We start from the raw sequence: 19179 nt of genomic DNA, 5'->3' as shown, positions 1-19179 counted from the left end.
CATGCGGTTAAAGAATCTACTAAACAGTCGGACGATAAAGTCGAAATTAACGCTTATTTTTGCTGGAATCATTATTTTATTTAATATTGTGACGATCTCGATTTATGTTAGCTCGACCCAGTTAATGCAACAATACCATCAAGAATTTGAAACGTTACTGAACTTGAACACGATATCACAAGCGGCTCAGGATCTATCTGACAAAACGAAAGCATATGTATTAAGTGGAGAGCAAGAAGACTTAGCAGCTTATTACGAAGCAAGAGAAACGTTTCATGACAGAACATCTCCGATTATGCAAGAAACGAATTCGGTACGCTATAAAAATTATATTAACTTAATCGACGCACTCCGTTATCAAACCGAATTAACGACAGGATTTGTACTTCGTGATGATATGGAACGCTACTCGATGCACGTAAAAGAAGTCCAGCAAACAGCTTCTTATATTCAGGAATCGACATTGGAATTATTAGATGGCAGCTTGACAGAATATCAGTCCTTGTATGCGGATATTCGTGAGCGCAATGAAGCATTCAAATATTTTACCATCTACTTATTAATTACATCGATCCTTCTCGGTGCTTTTATTACAGTGCGTTTTTCCAGAGGCATTCATCGCCCGATTCAAGCATTATCCCGAGCAGCAAAAGAAGTCTCTGTTGGGAAATTCGATGGCAAATCGGTCCAGATTCAGGCACCTGATGAATTAAAGCTGTTAGGTGACTCTTTTAACAAAATGCGCGACAATATCCGCAATTTAATTAAAGAGATTAAAGACCAGTCTGAACAGGAGCGATTAATGAAAGAGCTGGAGCTCAAACATTTACAAAATCAAATCCAGCCACATTTTTTATTTAATACGTTAAACACCGTATCAAAAATGGCCTACTTAGAAGAAGCCCGAACAACATCCAACTTGATTGACTCGTTAGCATCAATGATGAGGCACAGCCTTGGTGATTTGAAGAAAACAACGACATTAAAAGAAGAATTAAAAATGGTCGAGGATTATGTTGCGATTCAGAAAATGCGTTTTATGGAACGAATCGAATTTCATATGGACCAATTGCCAGAAGATTGTAATATACCTTTGCCAAGGTTAACCTTACAGCCACTTGTCGAAAACGCCTTTATCCATGGTCTGGAATCATTAGAGGAAGGCGGCAAGATTTCAGTCCATCTCAAAACCTATCATAGTGGCGTTATCGTCGAAGTTACTGATAATGGTGCCGGAATGCCAGAAGCAAAACGCAGTCAATTAATTCAATCCACAACAGAAACAGAGCAGCATGTTGGTCATATGACAGGAATCGGACTAGTTAATGTCATCAAACGACTGCAAATGTTCTATCAAACAGAGGATGTTCTCGAAATTGATTCGAGCTTAGGAAAAGGAACGACGATTCGATTATATTTACAGGATAAACAACAGCAAGAACTGGGGGTATTAGCGTGAAAGTAGTGATTGCAGAAGACGAATTTTTAGAGAGAAAAGCAATGCGAAAATTTTTAGAGGAACACTTTTCTGATATTGAACAAATTGAAGAAGCGGTGAACGGTCGGAAAGCGATCGAAATAGCAGAAACCATCCAGCCGGATATTATGTTAATGGATATCAAGATGCCAGGCATCAATGGCTTAGATGCGATGGAGTCGATCTGCCAAGCATTCCCGTTAACAAAGTTTATTATGGTAACCGCCTATGATTCATTTGATTATGCTAAACAAGCGATGAAGCTAGGAGTACGCGAATACATTCTCAAACCGAGCAAAAAGGAGGAGATTATTCGCGCTATTTTAAATGTCAAAAACGAACTGGAACAAGATAAGCAAATGCTTGAAAATCGCCGTGCGCTTTTTCTAACAAAGGTGATCCAAGGAGAAGATGCGGATACGCTTCAACAAAGTCTTTATCCCCATATGGAGAGCGGTTATTTCATGATGGCGAATAAGCCTCTCACGTTATCAGATAGCTATATCACACAAGATAATATCGCCTTGTATATATCCAACGAAAGCTTAGACAATGCCGATGTGTTAAAACAAATTCGCAGCCTGCAATTATCACTCGGTGATGACTACTATATTGGTGCAGGTCATCCGTATCAATCCTCAGAAGACCTTACAACATCTTATTATCAGGCAAAGAAAGCATTAAGACAGCTATTGCAGGCGAAACAAAAGAATTACGGATTTGCCAGCTATGAAATAGAAGAGGTTCCAACTGAGCAATTATTGGAAGCGATTCGTGATGGCGAGGAAGAGAAAGTCCGGGTTTTATTTGATGCAATCGCACCACATGCGAATATCGAATTATTTGTGCAAATTAAACAAATCACAGACGATAAAGGGATAAAACTGGGCATGACACCAGAAGAATTAATCACAACGGAAGACTGGAAGGAATTCATTCAGCACGTCTGTAAAGAAATGAAACACTTTTTCCAATCACAAGACAAAATTGTCAAAGCAAAACATTTTATCGAAAGCAACTATCACAACCCAATCAATCTTGACGATGTCTCAGCCTTTACCGAATTAAGCACTAATTACTTATCCAATTTATTTCATGAAGCAACTGGCACTACTTTCATCGATTACTTAACAGAAATCCGGATCAAGAAAGCAAAAGAATTGTTGCAGGCGAACAATGCGACATTGAAGGAGATCAGCTATGAAATTGGCTATAAAGATCCGAACTATTTCAGCCGTGTGTTCAAAAAACACGTTGGTCTCTCTCCAAAGCAATACCAAAGCCAAATCGTAAAATAATACAGATTATCGTAATAAAATACAGAAAAATAACATCAGACCGTAAGCGTTTTCGCTATATAATGATAGCTGAAAGCGCTTATATTAATCCGAGGGGGTAGAAACATGTTAAAAAAGAGTTTAGCGTTTCTATTTATGTTCATCCTCATGATTGCCTTAGCGGCATGCGGAGGAGATGAAGAGACGACAGATGATTCAGGCACCACAGACGATCAAACAGAAGATACTTCAGATGATGGAGCAAGTGAGGGAGAAGGTGCTGAATCGTCAGGAGATGGCGGAACAGTAGAAATCTTCAGCTGGTGGACTGGTGCAGGGGAAGAAGATGGTTTACTTGCACTGATTGATTTATTCGAAGAACAACATCCAGATATTACAGTGGAAAATGCTGCAGTAGCAGGTGGCGCAGGTACGAATGCAAAAGCCGTTCTAGCTACGAGAATGCAAGGGAATGACCCGCCATCCACGTTCCAGGTACATGGTGGAGCAGAACTAAATGAGAGCTGGGTTGCAGCTGACAAGATGGAACCGTTGAACGACTTTTATGAAGAAAATGATTTAATGGATAAATTTCCAGAAGAATTAATTGACATGGTAAGTAAAGACGGAGATATCTACTCCGTACCAGTAAACATTCACCGTGGAAATGTGATCTTCTATAACATGGAAGTATTTGAGGAGCACGGTATTGAAGTACCAACGACATTAGAGGAATTTGTCGATGTATTAGGACAGCTAGATGAAGCAGGGGTGACACCGCTTGCAATGGGTGATAAAGAAGCGTGGACAGCAACACAAATTTTTGAAAACTTACTACTAGCAACACTTGGTCCCGATGACTATCGCGCATTGTGGGAAGGCGAAGTAGGCTTTGACGACGATCGTGTTCGCCAAGCAGCAGAATACTTCGAAACCATCCTAGGTTATGTCAACGAAGATCATGCATCCCGTAACTGGCAAGACGCTTCCCAACTTGTTGGTGAAGGAGAAGCAGCAATGACTAACATGGGGGACTGGGCAAAAGGTTACTTCTCTAATGACTTAGATTTAGAAACCAATGTAGACTTTGGTTACTTCCCATTCCCAGGTACAACAGAGGACTTTATGGTTATCACTGATACATTCGGTCTACCAAAAGGTGTAGAAAATCCAGATACAGTAAAAGAATTCTTGAACGTCCTTGGTTCCGTGGATGGCCAAGATGCATTCAACCCATTAAAAGGTTCAATCCCAGCACGTGTCGATGCTGATCCATCTAAATATGATGAATACGGAACCGACACAATGGAAGATTTCCAAAACAGCAACCTAGCACCAAGCTTAGCGCACGGTTCAGCAGCATCAGAGGGATACTTAACGAAAGCAAATCAAGAAGTAAATATCTTCGTCACCCAACAAGATGTCGACCAATTTATCGAAAAACTACAACAAATAGCAGGAGATCTTTAAAATTGAAGGCTCGCCCTGTGCGAGCCTTCCTTTTGAAAGAAGCGCAGAAGTTGCAAATAAATCTGCAAAGTTGCAAATAAAAAGTGAAAGTTGTAAATAAATCTGCAGAGTTGCAAATAAAAAATGAAAGTTGCAAATAAATCTGCAAATCTGCAAATAAAAAGCGGAAGTTGCAAATAAATCTGCAGAGTTGCAAATAAAAGGTGAAAGTTGCAAATAAATCTGTAAAGCTGCAAATAACCCACTCTTTTTATGCAAACCAAAACAACAATCACTTCAATAAAAATAAAGAAATTACTTCAGATGGGAGGACAATCGCGATGAAAATTACCAGAGATCGGCTGATGGCATTATTGTTCTTAGCCCCATCCTTTTTGCTCATTGTTATATTCGTCTATGGGTTTATTGGTTGGACTGGTTGGGTTTCCTTAAGTAATTGGAATACCCTTGTGCCTGATATGTCATTTGCTGGTTTGAAGAACTATATCTATCTATTTGGAGATTATCGTTTCCAAGCAGATTTACGTAATACCGTCTTTTTTACGATTCTTTTTATCGGATTTGTTATTATCCTAGGTTTAGGCTTAGCGATTTTACTCGATCAAACGAAAAAAGGAAATTCGTTATTCCGCAACATATTCCTTTTTCCAATGGCGTTATCTTTCGTCGTAACGGGTGTCGTTTGGCAATGGCTACTGAATCCGTCTACTGGTTTCAATCAATTCTTGCAAGTGTTCGGCATTCAACCGAAATGGTATACCGATACCAATATTTTGGCGGGATTCCAGTGGGGAAGTATTGAATTCGGTTTACCTGTCGCCATGATTGCTGTTGTAATAGCGGCTGTCTGGCAAATGACAGGATTCTCACTTGCGATGTATGTCGCAGGACTTACTGGAATTCCAGATGAGCTCAGAGAAGCGGCACGAATTGATGGTGCATCCGAACTGCAAATCTATCGAAAAGTCATTCTACCGATGCTCACACCAATTACCATGAGTGTGGTGATCATTATGGCACACATTTCACTAAAAATATTTGACCTAATCTATGCGATGACAGGTTCTGGTGCCAATTTCGTCACCGATGTACCAGGTGTCTACATGTTTGAAACAACATTCCGTGGTAACTATTACGCAAATGGTGCAGCAATCGCGATCATCATGTTGCTACTTGTTGCCGTATTTATCGTGCCATATTTGATTAATTCAAGAAGGGGGGCATCATGATGGTAGTGAGAAAAATTGCTAAATATGCCGTACTAATCGCGATCGCTCTCTTTTTCCTGACACCGGTCTGTGTCATGCTGATTACCAGTTTCAAACCACTTGATGAAGTATCGTTATCTGAAATGTGGTCACTGCCATCAGCGATTGACTTTTCCAGTTATACGCACGCATTCTCGGAGCTCGCACCAAATTTAATGAACAGTCTCTATCTCGTTATCCCAGCAACATTATTGTCAGCGATACTAGGGGCGATGAATGGATATGTATTGTCAAAATGGAGATTCAAAGGCTCCGAAGTTGTATTTACAATGATTCTATTCGGCATGTTTATTCCATATCAAAGTATTCTGATTCCATTAATCCAATTCTTGAACTCTATTAATCTCTATAACTCGATCATTGGATTGATTTTTACCCATGTGGTTTACGGACTACCGATTACAACCTTGATGTTCCGTAACTTCTATGCGAACATTCCTGATTCGATGATTGAAGCAGCACAAGTGGACGGTGCAAGTTTCCTTGGAATCTTCCGTCAAATCATTCTGCCACTGTCGATTACCGGATTTGTTGTCGTAGCGATTTGGCAATTCACGAACATTTGGAACGAATTCCTTTTCGCCGTAACGATTACGAACAATAATGCACAACCAGTCATGGTCGCATTACAAAATCTGTCCGGAAGTCAAATCGTACAATGGAATGTCCAGATGGCAGGGGCATTGCTCGCTGCTATGCCGACATTGTTAGTTTATATTTTATTAGGTAAATATTTTGTACGTGGTTTACTTGCTGGGTCGGTAAAAGGGTAAGGTGATTAGTTCTCTTTCAATCAAAAAATGGCATACCAAATCATATTAAGATTGGTATGCCATTTTGATTAAAAGCATTATAATTAGCAGACAATATAACAAACTACTAACAGTTGTAAAGACATAATCTAAAAACCTTGTCGAAAAATTCTATTAAAAATTTATACATGTTATAATAGATTCATCAATAGACTGGTTTCATATGAGGGGTGGCGCACCGTTGTCCTGCCGTTAGTCTTGTTAGGAGACTTCCTGGGAGGGGAGGTGACGCCTATGGATATCGAAAACGTATTGACACTGATGATTTCGTTTGGTATATTAATTGCGTTTATCATGTCCAATAAAAATGATAAAAAATAACCCCTCATATGCTTAGCGAGCGTTAGGGGTTATTTTCCTCTGATATAAGCGCCGCCCCTCTTATCGGGGTTCGGTCTATTGTAACCGTAGACGTTCTAGCGTCTACGGTTTTTAATATGTTATGTCTTTTCACTATATATTATACCGCACTACACGGTTTTTAACAACAGGCTTAATCATCAAGAATAATCTTGTTGTATTGAGCAAGTTAGAGAGGGAAATATAAAAATGAGATTCTTGAGTTTTTAGGCCTTGAGACAGTATCATAAAAGAAGAATATGTAAATATGAGTTATTCCATGGAGGTATTCGTGTTGCTAAAATTCTTTAAAAAATCAAGAAAGAGAATGTTCGTATTAATCATTATACTTGGATGGAATTGGTTTGGATTTTGGAACTTATTGACACAACAGAACTTTAATCTAACTGATATTTTAGTTACCTCCTTGATTTTTGCAATTATATTGGTTTTATATGACTGGTCTTGGAATAGCAGGAGTTATAACAAAAAGAAACAGTAAGAAAAAGTAGAGCGGATGGATATCGAATCACCAAAGGGTGTGATTCGCAATTGTCGGGAAGTATTTAATGATGAAGAAGCAGTAAATGCACTTAAAATGGTAGATGACCGCAACTTGCCTGTGCATACCTATAATGATGAGTTGTCCTTTGAAATATTTCAACGACTTCCGAAATACTATGGACTTGTGGAGAAGTGGATCGATAAAATAACCGAAGGAATGAAACTATAAAGGGGATGAATTCGATTCCATCCCCTTATTTTTTAAGCAGTAATATCACTTTTGTGTGTTATTACCGCTTCACAGCATGAATAAAATGAATCGTCTCAAAAGCAGTTAAATAATCTGTCCTATTGCTAAAGAAATACTCATTTATGTCAGTCGGTGATAAATGTTCATAAATTTGCAATCCTGCTTTCTCTAACAAACTCTCAATCTCCGAATAAGTAAAACAAGATTTCATTGGTTCCCCACTTGCCGCAGCCATTTTAACCATATTTTCAACTCGATTAGAAATACCCTTTTCTTCAAAGAGTTTTTCGTCTGCATAATCAAAAATAATAGAGCTGCCTGGAGGAAGGTCAGCAAATAAATGTTGGATCAAATTCGCATTTACCTCTTTCGTTAAATAATAGGAAACACCTAAAAGGCTAAAAAAAGTTTTTTTGTTATCAAATCCTTGATCTGTTAAATCTTGATGAGAGAAAGTAGTAGTAAAGTCCATCGCAACAAAGTGGAGATTTTCAGGGATATCAAAATTAGCAACAGCTAACTTTTGTTTTTTAAATGCTTGTGTAGCAGGAAAATCAATTTCATATATATTCAACCTATCTGTCAATTCTGGGTGCCGAAAAGCAAATGTGTCTAATCCTGCTCCGAGTATGACATACTGTGATGAACCTAACTCAATTTCATGAAGTAGTACTTTCTCACAATATGCTGCACGTGCTAATGGTGTAGGAGAAAGCTGTACTTGTGTAATCCATTGCAAAATTTCTTCTGGCTGATCTTTAAAACGCTCTCCAATTTCTTTGTTGAAAAACTGAATGCCGTTTATCATATTTTTACTAACAGCTGAAAACTCTTCTTCGGAAAGTAAATCGGTGGCAATAAAATCATCGAAAATTTTAGGTGTATCGTATTCATGGTGATATGCTCGGCCAAAAGCCGATACTAAGGAAGTTAGACTAGACTCATTCTGCTTCATTAACATCTTCCTCCTATACAAAAAAATAAGATTCCCCTGGCCAGGAGAACCTTATTATAGCACCTAATTAGTAATATTACATTATAGCATAAATTAACTTTTTTTACAAATCTTTTGCTTTTTATTCAATAATGAAAATGGAACTCTCGAGAGGATGTTTGTATGATTTTGAGAGTTAAGTGCCCAGGATGTGATATAACCTACATTAAATTTCCTCTGTATCCTTTAACATCTGACAAGTCAAATCTATGAAAGATTTTAATGGGAGATTCATTGATTTATCCTTATGCCATGCGATTTGTGTGAAAAAAGCTGGTGCATCACTTTGCCAATTTAGTTCTTTCAATCTACCGGTACTTATATCTTTCTCTACGGCCATATATGCTAGCTTAGCTATTCCTAGTCCTGCTATCGCACATTGTTTAAGTGCTTCGATACTGACAAATTCTATTCTGTTGGAAGGGTATACTTCTGCCTTCGTTAAAATATTTTCAAAAAGGCTACGATATGAACAGCCTGTTTCCGTCAATAATAGTGTTTCATCTTTCAGATCCTGAGGATACACTTCTAAATGATTGGCTAATCGATGATTGGGCGATGCCACAATCTTCATTTCATCCTTTATCAATGGCTCAACCACCAAAGAATCAGTATATCTCACTTCATCCATGATAAAAGCCACATCTAAATCTCCTTTTAGTAATTGTTCCTTCGCGACTTCATCTGAATGAGCAGGTTTAAATATTAATTTGACCTTTGGAAATTGTTGTTGGAACTCCTTTAGTAAAGGTGGGAGCCTATAGGTACATTGGCTTTCTTGTGCTCCGATAATCAATGTGCCTGACGGTTCATCGCCACCTGTTGCAATGGATTTTGCTTCTTCGGATAAGTCAATCATTTTGTCTGCGTAAGTCTTGAATTGCTTTCCGGTTTCCGTTAAATATAATTTCTTACCTAATCTTTCAAATAACTTTGCATCAAGTTCTTTTTCAAGAGATTTAATTTGAGAGGTGACACTTGATTGAGCAAAATTTAAGATTTTAGCAGTTTTGGTAAAATTTAAAGTTTCTGCTGCTATTTTAAAAGTATTCAACTGTTTGATATCCATATTCATTCTCCTGTAATCGAATATGTCGATTGATGCAATCAAAATATTCAGTTTTATTAATTATTGTTTTTATTTTATGATATGAATAACCTTTTCTCAAAGGATATGAATAATAAAGGAGTGGATAGGATGTCTATAGCAGTTATCTACGGTGGGACACGAAAAAACGGAAATACGGAAATTCTAACGGAACATGCAATCCATGGTGTGCAAGCTGAACGCATTTATTTGGATGATTATCAGATAGTCCCAATCAAAGATTCACGGCATGCAAAAGAAGGATTTCAAGATATCGATGATGATTATAACTTATTAATAAAGCGGCTGTTAGCTCATGATACCTTAGTTTTTTCAACACCTATTTATTGGTTTGGTATGACTGGGCAAATGAAAACCTTTATTGATCGCTGGTCTCAAACACTTAGGGATTCGAACTTTCCGGAATTTAAAAAACAAATGCAATCCAAAAACGCCTTTGTAATAGCTGTAGGAGGGGATAATCCGCGATTAAAAGGATTGCCTTTGATCCAACAATTTCAATATATTTTTGATTTCATTGGTATTTCATTTGATGGCTATGTCCTTGGAGTTGGTAATAAGCCAGGTGAAATATATGAAGATCAACAAGCATTATCTATGGCGAACCAACTTTTGCATAAAATGGTTTAAATTTGGTATTTTATGTTAGAATTAGATTTAGCATCTGTAAGGAAGGGATTTCTATGATAGCTATTATCGTCATTATATTTTGCATCTTTATCTTGGATCAGCTTATTAATAGAAAACTAATAAAAAAGATGAACATCGAAGCGGCTGACTTAGAGAATAGATATGTAAATAAAACACATAAATATGTGGAGAATATCCTTCACTGGGCAACTTTGCTATTGATAGCTGCATCAATAAGTGATTATCATCAGCTTAGACTGTTCCTTTTTATTGTTCCTAGTCTGATGTTTGCTTTTCGTGCCATCATGAAGTGGAAGTTTGCAACAGATAACCAAACATATCTCCTAAGTTCGGTAACTTGCGTGTTATTTATTATGGGCTTGATTGTTTATGGCTCCATACATTTCGGTATCATAACTTAAAAGGAGATTTGCTATATGAATAAAACTGATATGATCGAATTAAGACATTTTTCAAATGAACATTTAGAAGTATTAAATTCCTTTGAACTCCCTAATGAACAAGCGCAATATACATCGTTGCCTATCAATTATAAAGAAGTAACAGAAGGACAGCATCGAATCGTTATTTTAGACGAGATGGAGCCGGTGGGCTTTTTTCTCTTGCACGAAACCGACAGAGTAAAGGAGTATTCGGATAATACTCAGGCGATGTTGCTCACCTCATTATCGATAAACCAAACTAAACAGGGAAAAGGCTACGCAAAGCAAGCTATGAAATCACTCAGAAAATTCGTTAGCGCAGAATTTCCAGATTGTAATGAAATTGTTTTAGCTGTTAATCACAAAAACATAGCTGCTCAAAAACTGTATGAAAAAGTGGGATTTCAAGATACAGAAATCAGAAAACATGGCCCAATTGGTGAGCAATTTGTTATGAAGTTAATCTGGTGAAAAAGCCTTGTAAAGCTACTCAAGTAGAGCAAAACAAATGATGAAGAAGTGGGAGGAAAATATAATGAACAAACCTTTATATTGTCTATTAATTGTTATCTTGTTTTTGTTCCTATTATCGGCTTGTGCAACGACAAATAAAGGTGTAGAGCCCACTAAAGATGAAACAATCACTATCCAGAATGATGAAGGAGACATTTTGGCATCAACGTCTGACTTCACTAAAGCTAAACTAGAGGATTTAGAGCAATCCAACCAATCTGTTATTGAATTAAGCTTTAGAGAAGAAGGAAAGTTAGAAGAAATTACAGAAAGTCATACTGGTAAATCCATTTACCTATATTTCGGTGAAGAGTTGATAAGCTCTCCAATGATAGTTTCCACTATTTCAGGTACAGATTTTGTAATTAAGGGAGACTATACGGAGGAAACAGCAAACCAAATTATTGATAGTATTAACAATCAATCGTAATGGGCGCATAGAACAAGGAGAATAAAAAAATGCCTATTGTTTATCATAAGCAATTTATTGAAGCATCTGTAGAAGAATGTTTTAATCTTGCAAGAAGCGTAGATATACATACTAAAACAACAGCTAAATCGAAGGAAAGAGTTGTTGGTGGCGTTACACACGGGTTATTAAATGAGGGTGATACAGTCACTTGGGAAGCTACTCACTTTGGCATTAAACAAAGGCTAACGGCAAAAGTAACTCATATGAACAAGCCAACTGAGTTTGTTGATATCATGGTAAAAGGAGCCTTTAGTTCATTTACTCATACACATCAATTTGTAGAAGAAAAAAGTGGAACCATAATGATTGATGCATTTGAGTATAAGTCACCTTTTGGGTTAATAGGAAGAATTGCTGACAAGTTGTTTCTAGAAAAATATATGACAAGGTTTATTATTAGCAGAGCAAAAGGGTTAAAAGCAATTGCTGAGAGAAACGCTAAAACTGCTTCGTCTTGTTTAAGTTAAGGGGAAGCATGCAGAGTATTACAGCAGAATCCTGTTCCAAGGAAAAAGCCTTCCCTTCCGAGGAAAGAACCTCTCCTTCCGTGGATAAGAGGATATATCCAGGGAAGAGAAACAAATATCCCCGGAAGCGGAGCGCATATCCCCGGAAGAGAGATGCTGCTCCAAGGAAAAAGCCCTCCCTTCCGAGGAAAGAACCTCTCCTTCCGTGGATAAGAGGATATATCCAGGGAAGAGAAACAAATATCCCTGGAAGCGGAGCGCATATCCCCGGAAGAGAAATGCTGCTCCGAGGAAAAAGTCTTCCCTTCCGAGGAAAGATCCTCCTCTTCCGTGGATAAGACGATATTTCCATGGAAGGGAAGCAAATATCCCCGGAAGCGGAGTACACATCCCGGGAAGAGAAATCCTGTTCCAAGGAAAAAGCTCTCCCTTCCGAGGAAAAAGCATCATCTTCCCGGGATAAGATGATATATCCATGGAAGGGAAGCAAATATCCCCGACTTATCCCCGGAAGAGAAATCCTTTTCCAAGGAAAAACCCTCTTCCCTTAAATTAAATTTAATGATAGAACTTGCTCAAGTAACATCACTTCTTCAAAACATAAACTCGTCCGCTTTTACTGCCGTACCAATCTAATATTCCAGCGTTTGTCATTAATGTTCTAGCGGTATATTCTTTTTCCACATGTAAAAACTCCCTACACTCTTGGTTCGTCATTGTTGGTTTCACAAATACAAAATGATCGAGCAGGCTCATGACATGTGCGCGACGATCTCGCCCGCCACAATGAGGGCAATCCCAAATTACTCGTAAGCGATCCATTGCCAAGCTACCGCAAAAAGGGCACAGCACCCCGCTTTCGACATCCCCTTGTTCAAGTCCAAACCTTTTCCAATAATGCATCTCTGGTTTACAATGTGCCTGTGCTAACTGATAACCAACACGCGTCAGCTCACTTAATTGAAAAAGGGATTGCGTATATTGATCAGCAGCACGTTTAAATGATTTCTTCAATAAAGCAAAAGGCATAACCCAATCATATACCCAATCACTACTCGAGTCCGTAACTATCTCTGCATTTGGGTCCGCTAAAGCTACAAGATTGACGATCGGATAATTTTCCCACTGAGTACCAAGCCATGAGCGGAGCTGATCACACTGTTCTTCTACCTGTGATATAGGGTGCATCATCCCGTATTTCTTTCCATGCAAAGCGTACTGGAAATTTCGCGCATTGTTTTGAAAGGTGAATGTACCTGGTTGGCTTTTTACATCAATGTTGACAGCGAAGTGTGCAGTAAGGAGAAGGTTATCGATTTGAAAAAAGGACTGCCGATCTGCAGCGGGGAGGCGGAGGTCTTGAAGAAGAACTACATCGTTTGAGTTAATGCCGATTCGTTCCAAGTAAAAATCGAGTTGACATTCAGCTTGATAGCCTTGTTCAATATTGCGAAGTTCTAGCTCCATGTCACGCCTTCGTTTTCTAATTCGTTTTAGTCCACGGTTAAGCATCAAAATACTTTCCGGTTCCTTTCGTTTTTTGATAATAATTGAAATCACATCCTTTCTATACCAAATTATTCGACATAAATAGTAAAATTCCTCCCAAAGTGTAACGATTAGATATCCACTGAAGAAATATTCACTTTGTGTTAAAATATACCAAAAGCTATTCCGAAAAAAGGAGCAATTCAGTTGAAAAAATTGCTTTGAATCTCATAAGTTTTATCACCTCTTCTCCATTAATTACTGAAAGAGCAACAATGTTTCCGGGATTATTTTCTACATGACACATACAAAAAACTAATCATTCACGATCAAGATGTCCGTGAGTTGGTTAATAGTAAGAGGTTCTATAAAGAAGCTTATCAAGAAAAGTGTCAGAAAAAGCTCCAAAGAATCTTGCGGAGAAAAGTAAATTAAATCACCAAGAGTTGTTAGTGATGAAAAAGGAGCTACAGTCCAATGTCAGAACAAAATAATGATTCATTTCGCGATATGAATAAAAGAGAAAAAGTAATAACTGTTGCAGCAATAACGCTTCTTATTTTCCTTGTAGTCGGCTTTGTAATAGGCGTTTTTTTCTTTGGATTGGCAGGGCTTTTTGAACTTCTCGGTGTTCGGTATCATTCCATCTGGTCATTGCTAGTCTTTGTTACTAGTTTCTTTGTGTTAGGAATATTTGTCGATTTGTTTTTCAAGGTTTTCTACAAGATAACCGTTCGAAATATGATAGGTAAAGTAAAGATAGGATTTTTACGATTTGGTTTTGACTTCCTATCAAACTGGTTAGTGCTGTTTACAGTGGACGAATTTATGAAGAGTATCACATTGACCTTGAAAGCAGAGATCATCATCGCATTATTACTTGCCATATTAGAAATAGTTTTTGATAGTGATAAAGAATAGAGAACAGGAGGGAATCGTGATTAAACACTTTAAAAATAAGCGATATTGGATACTAGTGCCACCATTTTTTATAATTGCTGTAATCCTTTTATTCTCCCTTCCAAATGAGTATGCGAGCTACTATTCACTTCTAATAATCATTGTATTTTGGTCTATATTGTATACTTGGAATTATTTCGCCAAAAAGAAAAATAGCGAGAACTCATCAAGATAACCAGTTGAAAAAAGGAGGAGTACACACAATGGAAATCATCATTGGATATTTTCTAGGTGCTGTCGTCTTAGTCTTATTCCTTGTTTCACTTATAAAAATGATATCCAATCGAATTAACACCACCAATCGCGAATTAATGCAAAGGATAGATCATTTGGAAAAGCGAATAGAAGATTTAGAAAACAAATAAAAGGAGTTTATTCAAATGGAAGTCATTTTAATCAGTATTTTCTCTGCCATTATTATATTCATGACGATTTATGTTTTGATTAAAGCTTTCCATATTGCCTATCAAAGAAAAGAAATATCGCTTAGGAAATTTAGAGCTTTAGCAGCTTCGTCGATCTTAATAGGTTTATTAGTAGCTTCAATACTTCCCTTTGGTTACCAAAAAATATTTGATACAATACTCAAACCAATTATGTAACAACACATTTGAGGTTCAAGAAAAGGGAAGAAATATGTGAAGAAAACCAGATCCAAAATGTGGTTATACTAGCGTTTACACTCCTATTCGTTACAGTATAGTCTGGACTAACGTGGAAGGATATCGGGTTCACCGCACCACGTGCAAGTTTTAGTTACGAGTAAAGTAGGTTGGAATCTTATCATCACTACGTTGTTATTTGCCTTCATTCATGGTATCACCGTTGACAATCGTTTAAGCGTTGTCATTGATCCTACTAGCTTGATCTTTACTGGAATTTCAGAGCCAATTCAGGAAGTATCCTACCTGCTATCGTATTGCACAACGGTATTAATCTAAGGAGAGATATATTATGAGAATAAATAATGAATGGAAAAAAATAGAATTGCATCTGCACATCGTGGGGAAAATCCTATGATTATTACAAAAATGAGGAGTGGTTTTGCTGCCATTGGCGATACTCAATTTTTACCAGGATATTGTGTGCTTTTACCATTTGAAATGTATCGCTCATTAGAAGAACTCGATTTTAAACTTCGAAGTGATTACTTATTAGATATGAGTTTGATTGGAGAGGCGATTCTAAAAGTATGTGAACCGAGAAGAATTAATTATTCCATCTACGGGAATACCGACGCTTACTTACATGCGCATGTGTTCCCACGCTACAATTGGGAGCCAGAGGAACGAATTCCTTACCCCGTTTGGCAATACTCTAGTGAAAAATGGCGTAATCCTAAATACCAATACTCTAATGAAACATATGGTGAATTAAAAGAGAATTTAGGTAAAGAAATCCATAGATTAATGAAGAAAGCTTATTGAATGAGGAGAAATGAAAAATGGATTATATACAACATTTAAGATCAATGGTTGGGAACGAGAAGGTCATTATGGTAGTAGCTGGGGCATTTGTTTTTGATCAAGATAATCGAGTGCTAATGCAAAAACGTTCTGATAATGGCCAATGGGGATTTCCAGGGGGATTTATGGAACTAGGAGAGAGCATCCAAGATACAGCAATAAGAGAAGTGTACGAAGAAACAGGACTTAAATTAGAAGAACTTGAGCTATTTGGGATTTACTCTGGTCCTCAATATGACAAAAAATTCTCCAATGGTGACCAAGTATCGCTAGTTCTCGTATTATTTACTTGTAAACAATATAGTGACAAGTTAGTAGAAAGTAACTAGGAGTCGCAGCAAACTAAGTTCTTTTCATTAAAAGCCCTACCAAACAATTTATTCCATGAGCAAAAGATACTAGTTGAGGATTTATTATCAAAATAAACAACGACCAATTGTTGGGTAATACCCTCCGATCGCTTCTTTTCGACAATCTTGTCAAACACCCTCTAATTATAATGATAAAAACCTTCAAAATAACTAGAATTTCCCCGAATAAATGCTAAAATAAAGAAATCGATTTCCGTTTTGGCAACAAAAAGCGTCACAAACCGACAAAAAATAAGGGTATATAAACCTACAAATTATCCATTTGTTTTCCAAACAATACATCAAAATACTTATTTTAAAAATTATTTCTCCCTAAATATTGAAATAAATATAGGAAAACGGTAATATATAAGACAGAATTGAATAGTAAGAAAAAGGCAAACTGTTTGAAAAATCAGGACGCAAAGCCTAGGGTCTAAGGGTAAAAATGCCTATGATCGCCTGGTTACCTAAATATTCCAATAAATCATCGTAAGTATTTTAGGCTATTTCTGCACAAAGAGAAATAGCCTTTTTATTTTAAAAAAAGGAAACAGGAGGAAATATCAATGCGTATAGCAATAGTGAAAGAAGCTTCTATCTATCGAGAAGGTCTAGTAGGGGTGCTTTCGAATGAGTTTCAAGCTTATGATATCATTGCGGTTGAACCACAACAACAAGGAAAACTACGAGACTATATTATCGACCTGCTCATCATTGATATTGACACAGACATAGATACCATAAGTTTAATTAACACGTACATGAAAAACAACAAGAAAATTATCGTGTGGACAGAAGACAATGATCATCCAGACCTTACAGAATTATTTAAAATGGACCTTAATGGTTACTTCTTTAATGGTATGGAGAAAAAAGAGTTAGTTCATGCCATCGATAAAATTATATCTGGCCAAAACTATATCCACGAAGAATTAACCCAAATTCTATTAGGAGACTATCGCGAAATCCACAACCGTAAAGATAAGCGACCGGTCGGTGTATTCACCAATCGTGAATGGGAAGTAATGGAGCTCTTAACGCAAGGGTATAGTAACAATCGCATCAGCTCGACATTGTATATCACAGATAAAACAGTTAAAAATCATATCAGCTCGATTTTAAGAAAATTAGAAGTACCTGATCGGACGAATGCTGTAATCACAGCATTGAAAAATCAATGGTTCCATGTATCTTAATAAAGTAAAGCCTGTGTTGATAGGTAACATGGGCTCTTTTTTTGTGCGAATGACAAATAGTACCTAGAAAATTCACAAAAAATCACAAGATATTTATGACAAATAAAAACAGTTTATGTTATAATTTCGTTTATGGTGTGATCGTATGCAATAAACGACCGAATTCATCTGAAAGAATTATATGCGGAGGTTACGAATAATGGAAGAAACGATATCGCTGAAAGAGATTTTCGAAGTTCTGAAAAAACGTTTATTATTGATTATATTATTAATTGTTGGTGCTGCGGGTATTAGTGCAATCATTAGCTTTTTTATTCTAACACCAACCTATCAATCTAGTACGCAATTTATAGTTAATCAAGATACGAATGAGGTAAATAATGTTGACATTAACCAAATTCGCTCTAATGTCGAAATCATCAATACATATAAAGAGATAATTAAAAGTAACCGAATTTTAGATCAAGTTGTCGAGGAAATGAACTTAACAATAACACCGGGCGCTTTAGGAGAGAAAATATCGATCTCTAGTGCAGAAAGTTCTCAGGTTGTAACACTTACTGCGACTGACTATGATCCTGAGGTAGCGGCAGGTATTGCCAATACAACGGTGGAAGTATTCCGCGAAGATCTTCCGGAATTGATGAACGTTAACAATGTGAACATTCTATCTGAAGCGGTAGTCCCAGCAAACCCGAAGCCTGTAAATCCAAAACCAATGCTTAACATCGCAATCGCTATGGTGCTTGGGGCGATGGTTGGTGTAGGTTTAGCATTCTTGCTAGAATATTTAGATAACACGATTAAAACAGAACAGGATGTAGAAGACAAATTGGAACTACCGATTCTTGGTGTAGTCTCGCATATTGACGAAAAAGATATGATGTCTATGGCAAAGCCTGCGTCCATCAACCAAAAAACGGAGAGGGGGAGCTTTAGTGGTCAAAGGAAAAAAACAGTCTAATTTAAAAAACGTAAGACACTTAATTACCAAGATGAACCCTCGTTCTCCGATTTCAGAACAATATAAAACGATTCGAACGAACTTGCAATTCTCTTCTGTGGATGGAGAACTAAAAACAATGCTGGTAACCTCTTCTGGACCTTCAGAAGGGAAGTCATCTACAACGGCAAACTTGGCGATTGTGTTTGCTCAACAAGGAAAAAAAGTATTGTTAATTGATGCAGATATGCGTAAACCAACATTACACTATACCTTCCGCATTGATAATCGCAAAGGATTAAGCAGTGTGCTAGTCGGTGAAACAGAATTAAAAGAATCTGTTACAAGCAGTGACGTAGCAGGACTGGATTTATTATCTTGTGGACCAATTCCACCGAACCCATCTGAATTGTTAGGGTCTAAAGCGATGGAAACATTGATTGCTAACGCCAGCTTGGATTATGATTTAGTGCTATTTGATACTCCACCAGTATTAGCTGTGACAGATGCGCAAATTCTTGCCAATACCTGTGATGGTGCAGTAATGGTTGTCCGTAGTAATCAGACAGAATACGATGCCGCAACCAAGGCAAAAGAATTATTGGATGTTGGTAATGCGAAACTATTAGGTGTTGTACTTAATGACCGTGAACAGAAAAAAGGTCACTATTACTATTATGGAAATTAAGAAAAACGCAGATCGCCCGTTTAGAAACGTAGCGACTGGAGCGAATCAACTGAGATAAAGG

24 protein-coding genes and 1 riboswitch are annotated in these 19179 nt (G+C 37.3%); of the genes, 21 read left to right on the top strand and 3 right to left on the bottom strand.

Translation table 11 applies throughout. The features are described from left to right. Position 1 precedes the first annotated feature (1 nt). The 6 genes from D569_RS0101940 to D569_RS23400 all read left to right on the top strand — a co-directional run bounded on the left by D569_RS0101940 (position 2) and on the right by D569_RS23400 (position 7376). On the top strand, positions 2 to 1459 hold the full coding sequence (locus D569_RS0101940) for a sensor histidine kinase (RefSeq protein ID WP_018930712.1): 1458 nt from the start codon (positions 2 to 4) through the stop codon (positions 1457 to 1459). Further along, positions 1456 to 2775 carry a response regulator transcription factor gene (locus tag D569_RS0101935; protein WP_018930711.1) on the top strand — a complete coding sequence of 440 codons (1320 nt, stop codon included), beginning with the start codon at positions 1456 to 1458 and terminating at the stop codon, positions 2773 to 2775. The genes D569_RS0101940 and D569_RS0101935 overlap by 4 nt, the downstream gene beginning before the upstream one ends. Before the next feature lie 105 nt (positions 2776 to 2880). After that, on the top strand, positions 2881 to 4224 hold the full coding sequence (locus D569_RS0101930; protein WP_018930710.1) for an ABC transporter substrate-binding protein: 1344 nt from the start codon (positions 2881 to 2883) through the stop codon (positions 4222 to 4224). Between the two features lie 320 nt (positions 4225 to 4544). After that, entirely contained in the window at positions 4545 to 5453 is a 909-nt protein-coding gene (locus D569_RS0101925; protein WP_018930709.1) for a carbohydrate ABC transporter permease, read from the top strand. After that, positions 5453 to 6265 carry a carbohydrate ABC transporter permease gene (locus tag D569_RS0101920; protein WP_018930708.1) on the top strand — a complete coding sequence of 271 codons (813 nt, stop codon included), beginning with the start codon at positions 5453 to 5455 and terminating at the stop codon, positions 6263 to 6265. The genes D569_RS0101925 and D569_RS0101920 overlap by 1 nt, the downstream gene beginning before the upstream one ends. 895 nt (positions 6266 to 7160) lie before the next feature. Further along, positions 7161 to 7376 (top strand): nucleotidyltransferase substrate binding protein, encoded by a 216-nt coding sequence (locus tag D569_RS23400; RefSeq protein WP_018930706.1) that lies wholly within the window; start codon positions 7161 to 7163, stop codon positions 7374 to 7376. Between the two features lie 61 nt (positions 7377 to 7437). Here D569_RS23400 and D569_RS0101900 read toward each other — a convergent pair whose 3' ends face one another. Together D569_RS0101900 and D569_RS0101895 are read right to left on the bottom strand one after the other, a co-directional pair. Next, entirely contained in the window at positions 7438 to 8352 is a 915-nt protein-coding gene (locus D569_RS0101900; protein ID WP_018930705.1) for a class I SAM-dependent methyltransferase, read from the bottom strand. A gap of 205 nt (positions 8353 to 8557) precedes the next feature. Beyond that, entirely contained in the window at positions 8558 to 9460 is a 903-nt protein-coding gene (locus tag D569_RS0101895) for a LysR family transcriptional regulator (RefSeq protein ID WP_018930704.1), read from the bottom strand. A 129-nt stretch (positions 9461 to 9589) separates the two neighbouring features. Between D569_RS0101895 and D569_RS0101890 the strand changes: the two genes are divergently transcribed. From D569_RS0101890 to D569_RS0101865, 6 genes are all read left to right on the top strand, one after another. Next, positions 9590 to 10129: a flavodoxin family protein gene (locus D569_RS0101890; RefSeq protein WP_018930703.1), complete on the top strand. Its 540-nt coding sequence runs from the start codon at positions 9590 to 9592 to the stop codon at positions 10127 to 10129. Positions 10130 to 10182: 53 nt separating this feature from the next. After that, on the top strand, positions 10183 to 10551 hold the full coding sequence (locus D569_RS0101885; protein ID WP_018930702.1) for a DUF4181 domain-containing protein: 369 nt from the start codon (positions 10183 to 10185) through the stop codon (positions 10549 to 10551). A 15-nt stretch (positions 10552 to 10566) separates the two neighbouring features. Continuing rightward, on the top strand, positions 10567 to 11043 hold the full coding sequence (locus tag D569_RS0101880; protein ID WP_018930701.1) for a GNAT family N-acetyltransferase: 477 nt from the start codon (positions 10567 to 10569) through the stop codon (positions 11041 to 11043). Between the two features lie 64 nt (positions 11044 to 11107). Beyond that, entirely contained in the window at positions 11108 to 11515 is a 408-nt protein-coding gene (locus tag D569_RS0101875) for a SecDF P1 head subdomain-containing protein (protein WP_018930700.1), read from the top strand. Positions 11516 to 11544: 29 nt separating this feature from the next. Beyond that, positions 11545 to 12024 (top strand): SRPBCC family protein, encoded by a 480-nt coding sequence (locus tag D569_RS0101870; RefSeq protein ID WP_018930699.1) that lies wholly within the window; start codon positions 11545 to 11547, stop codon positions 12022 to 12024. Positions 12025 to 12032: 8 nt separating this feature from the next. After that, positions 12033 to 12362, top strand: a complete 330-nt coding sequence (locus tag D569_RS0101865; protein WP_018930698.1) for a hypothetical protein — start codon at positions 12033 to 12035, stop codon at positions 12360 to 12362. 247 nt (positions 12363 to 12609) lie between these two features. On the opposite strand, the gene D569_RS0101860 is transcribed toward D569_RS0101865, so the two are convergent. Continuing rightward, positions 12610 to 13584 (bottom strand): nuclease-related domain-containing protein, encoded by a 975-nt coding sequence (locus D569_RS0101860; RefSeq protein ID WP_156822852.1) that lies wholly within the window; start codon positions 13582 to 13584, stop codon positions 12610 to 12612. A gap of 405 nt (positions 13585 to 13989) precedes the next feature. On the opposite strand from D569_RS0101860, the gene D569_RS0101855 reads away from it, so the two are divergent. The 9 genes from D569_RS0101855 (at position 13990) to D569_RS0101820 (ending at position 19118) form a co-directional block, all read left to right on the top strand. Then, complete coding sequence (locus D569_RS0101855) at positions 13990 to 14433, top strand: YrvL family regulatory protein (RefSeq protein WP_018930696.1); 444 nt, start codon at positions 13990 to 13992, stop codon at positions 14431 to 14433. Positions 14434 to 14675: 242 nt separating this feature from the next. After that, positions 14676 to 14837 (top strand): hypothetical protein, encoded by a 162-nt coding sequence (locus tag D569_RS24235; protein ID WP_018930695.1) that lies wholly within the window; start codon positions 14676 to 14678, stop codon positions 14835 to 14837. Positions 14838 to 14852: 15 nt separating this feature from the next. Further along, positions 14853 to 15074, top strand: a complete 222-nt coding sequence (locus D569_RS0101845) for a hypothetical protein (RefSeq protein WP_018930694.1) — start codon at positions 14853 to 14855, stop codon at positions 15072 to 15074. A 141-nt stretch (positions 15075 to 15215) separates the two neighbouring features. Then, the gene (locus D569_RS24230; RefSeq protein WP_156822851.1) at positions 15216 to 15413 is read left to right on the top strand and encodes a hypothetical protein; all 198 of its coding nucleotides are present in this window, start codon (positions 15216 to 15218) and stop codon (positions 15411 to 15413) included. Positions 15414 to 15443: 30 nt separating this feature from the next. Further along, positions 15444 to 15899, top strand: coding sequence for an HIT family protein (locus D569_RS0101840; RefSeq protein ID WP_018930693.1), 456 nt, complete (start codon positions 15444 to 15446; stop codon positions 15897 to 15899). Positions 15900 to 15916: 17 nt separating this feature from the next. Continuing rightward, complete coding sequence (locus tag D569_RS23395) at positions 15917 to 16267, top strand: NUDIX domain-containing protein (RefSeq protein ID WP_018930692.1); 351 nt, start codon at positions 15917 to 15919, stop codon at positions 16265 to 16267. A gap of 408 nt (positions 16268 to 16675) precedes the next feature. Continuing rightward, positions 16676 to 16762: riboswitch (cyclic di-GMP riboswitch) on the top strand. Positions 16763 to 16857: 95 nt separating this feature from the next. Continuing rightward, entirely contained in the window at positions 16858 to 17487 is a 630-nt protein-coding gene (locus tag D569_RS0101830; RefSeq protein ID WP_018930691.1) for a LuxR C-terminal-related transcriptional regulator, read from the top strand. Positions 17488 to 17686: 199 nt separating this feature from the next. Continuing rightward, a complete protein-coding gene (locus D569_RS0101825) occupies positions 17687 to 18451 on the top strand; it encodes a YveK family protein (RefSeq protein ID WP_018930690.1) in 765 nt (254 codons plus the stop codon). Then, the gene (locus D569_RS0101820; RefSeq protein ID WP_018930689.1) at positions 18426 to 19118 is read left to right on the top strand and encodes a CpsD/CapB family tyrosine-protein kinase; all 693 of its coding nucleotides are present in this window, start codon (positions 18426 to 18428) and stop codon (positions 19116 to 19118) included. The genes D569_RS0101825 and D569_RS0101820 overlap by 26 nt, the downstream gene beginning before the upstream one ends. The last annotated feature ends 61 nt before the right edge of the window (positions 19119 to 19179 follow it).

The sequence above is a fragment of the Gracilibacillus lacisalsi DSM 19029 genome, assembly GCF_000377765.1.
Lineage (GTDB): Bacteria > Bacillota > Bacilli > Bacillales > Amphibacillaceae > Gracilibacillus > Gracilibacillus lacisalsi.
The sequence above is the reverse complement of the archived record's forward strand: the minus strand, read 5'-3'. Positions and strand labels throughout refer to the sequence as shown.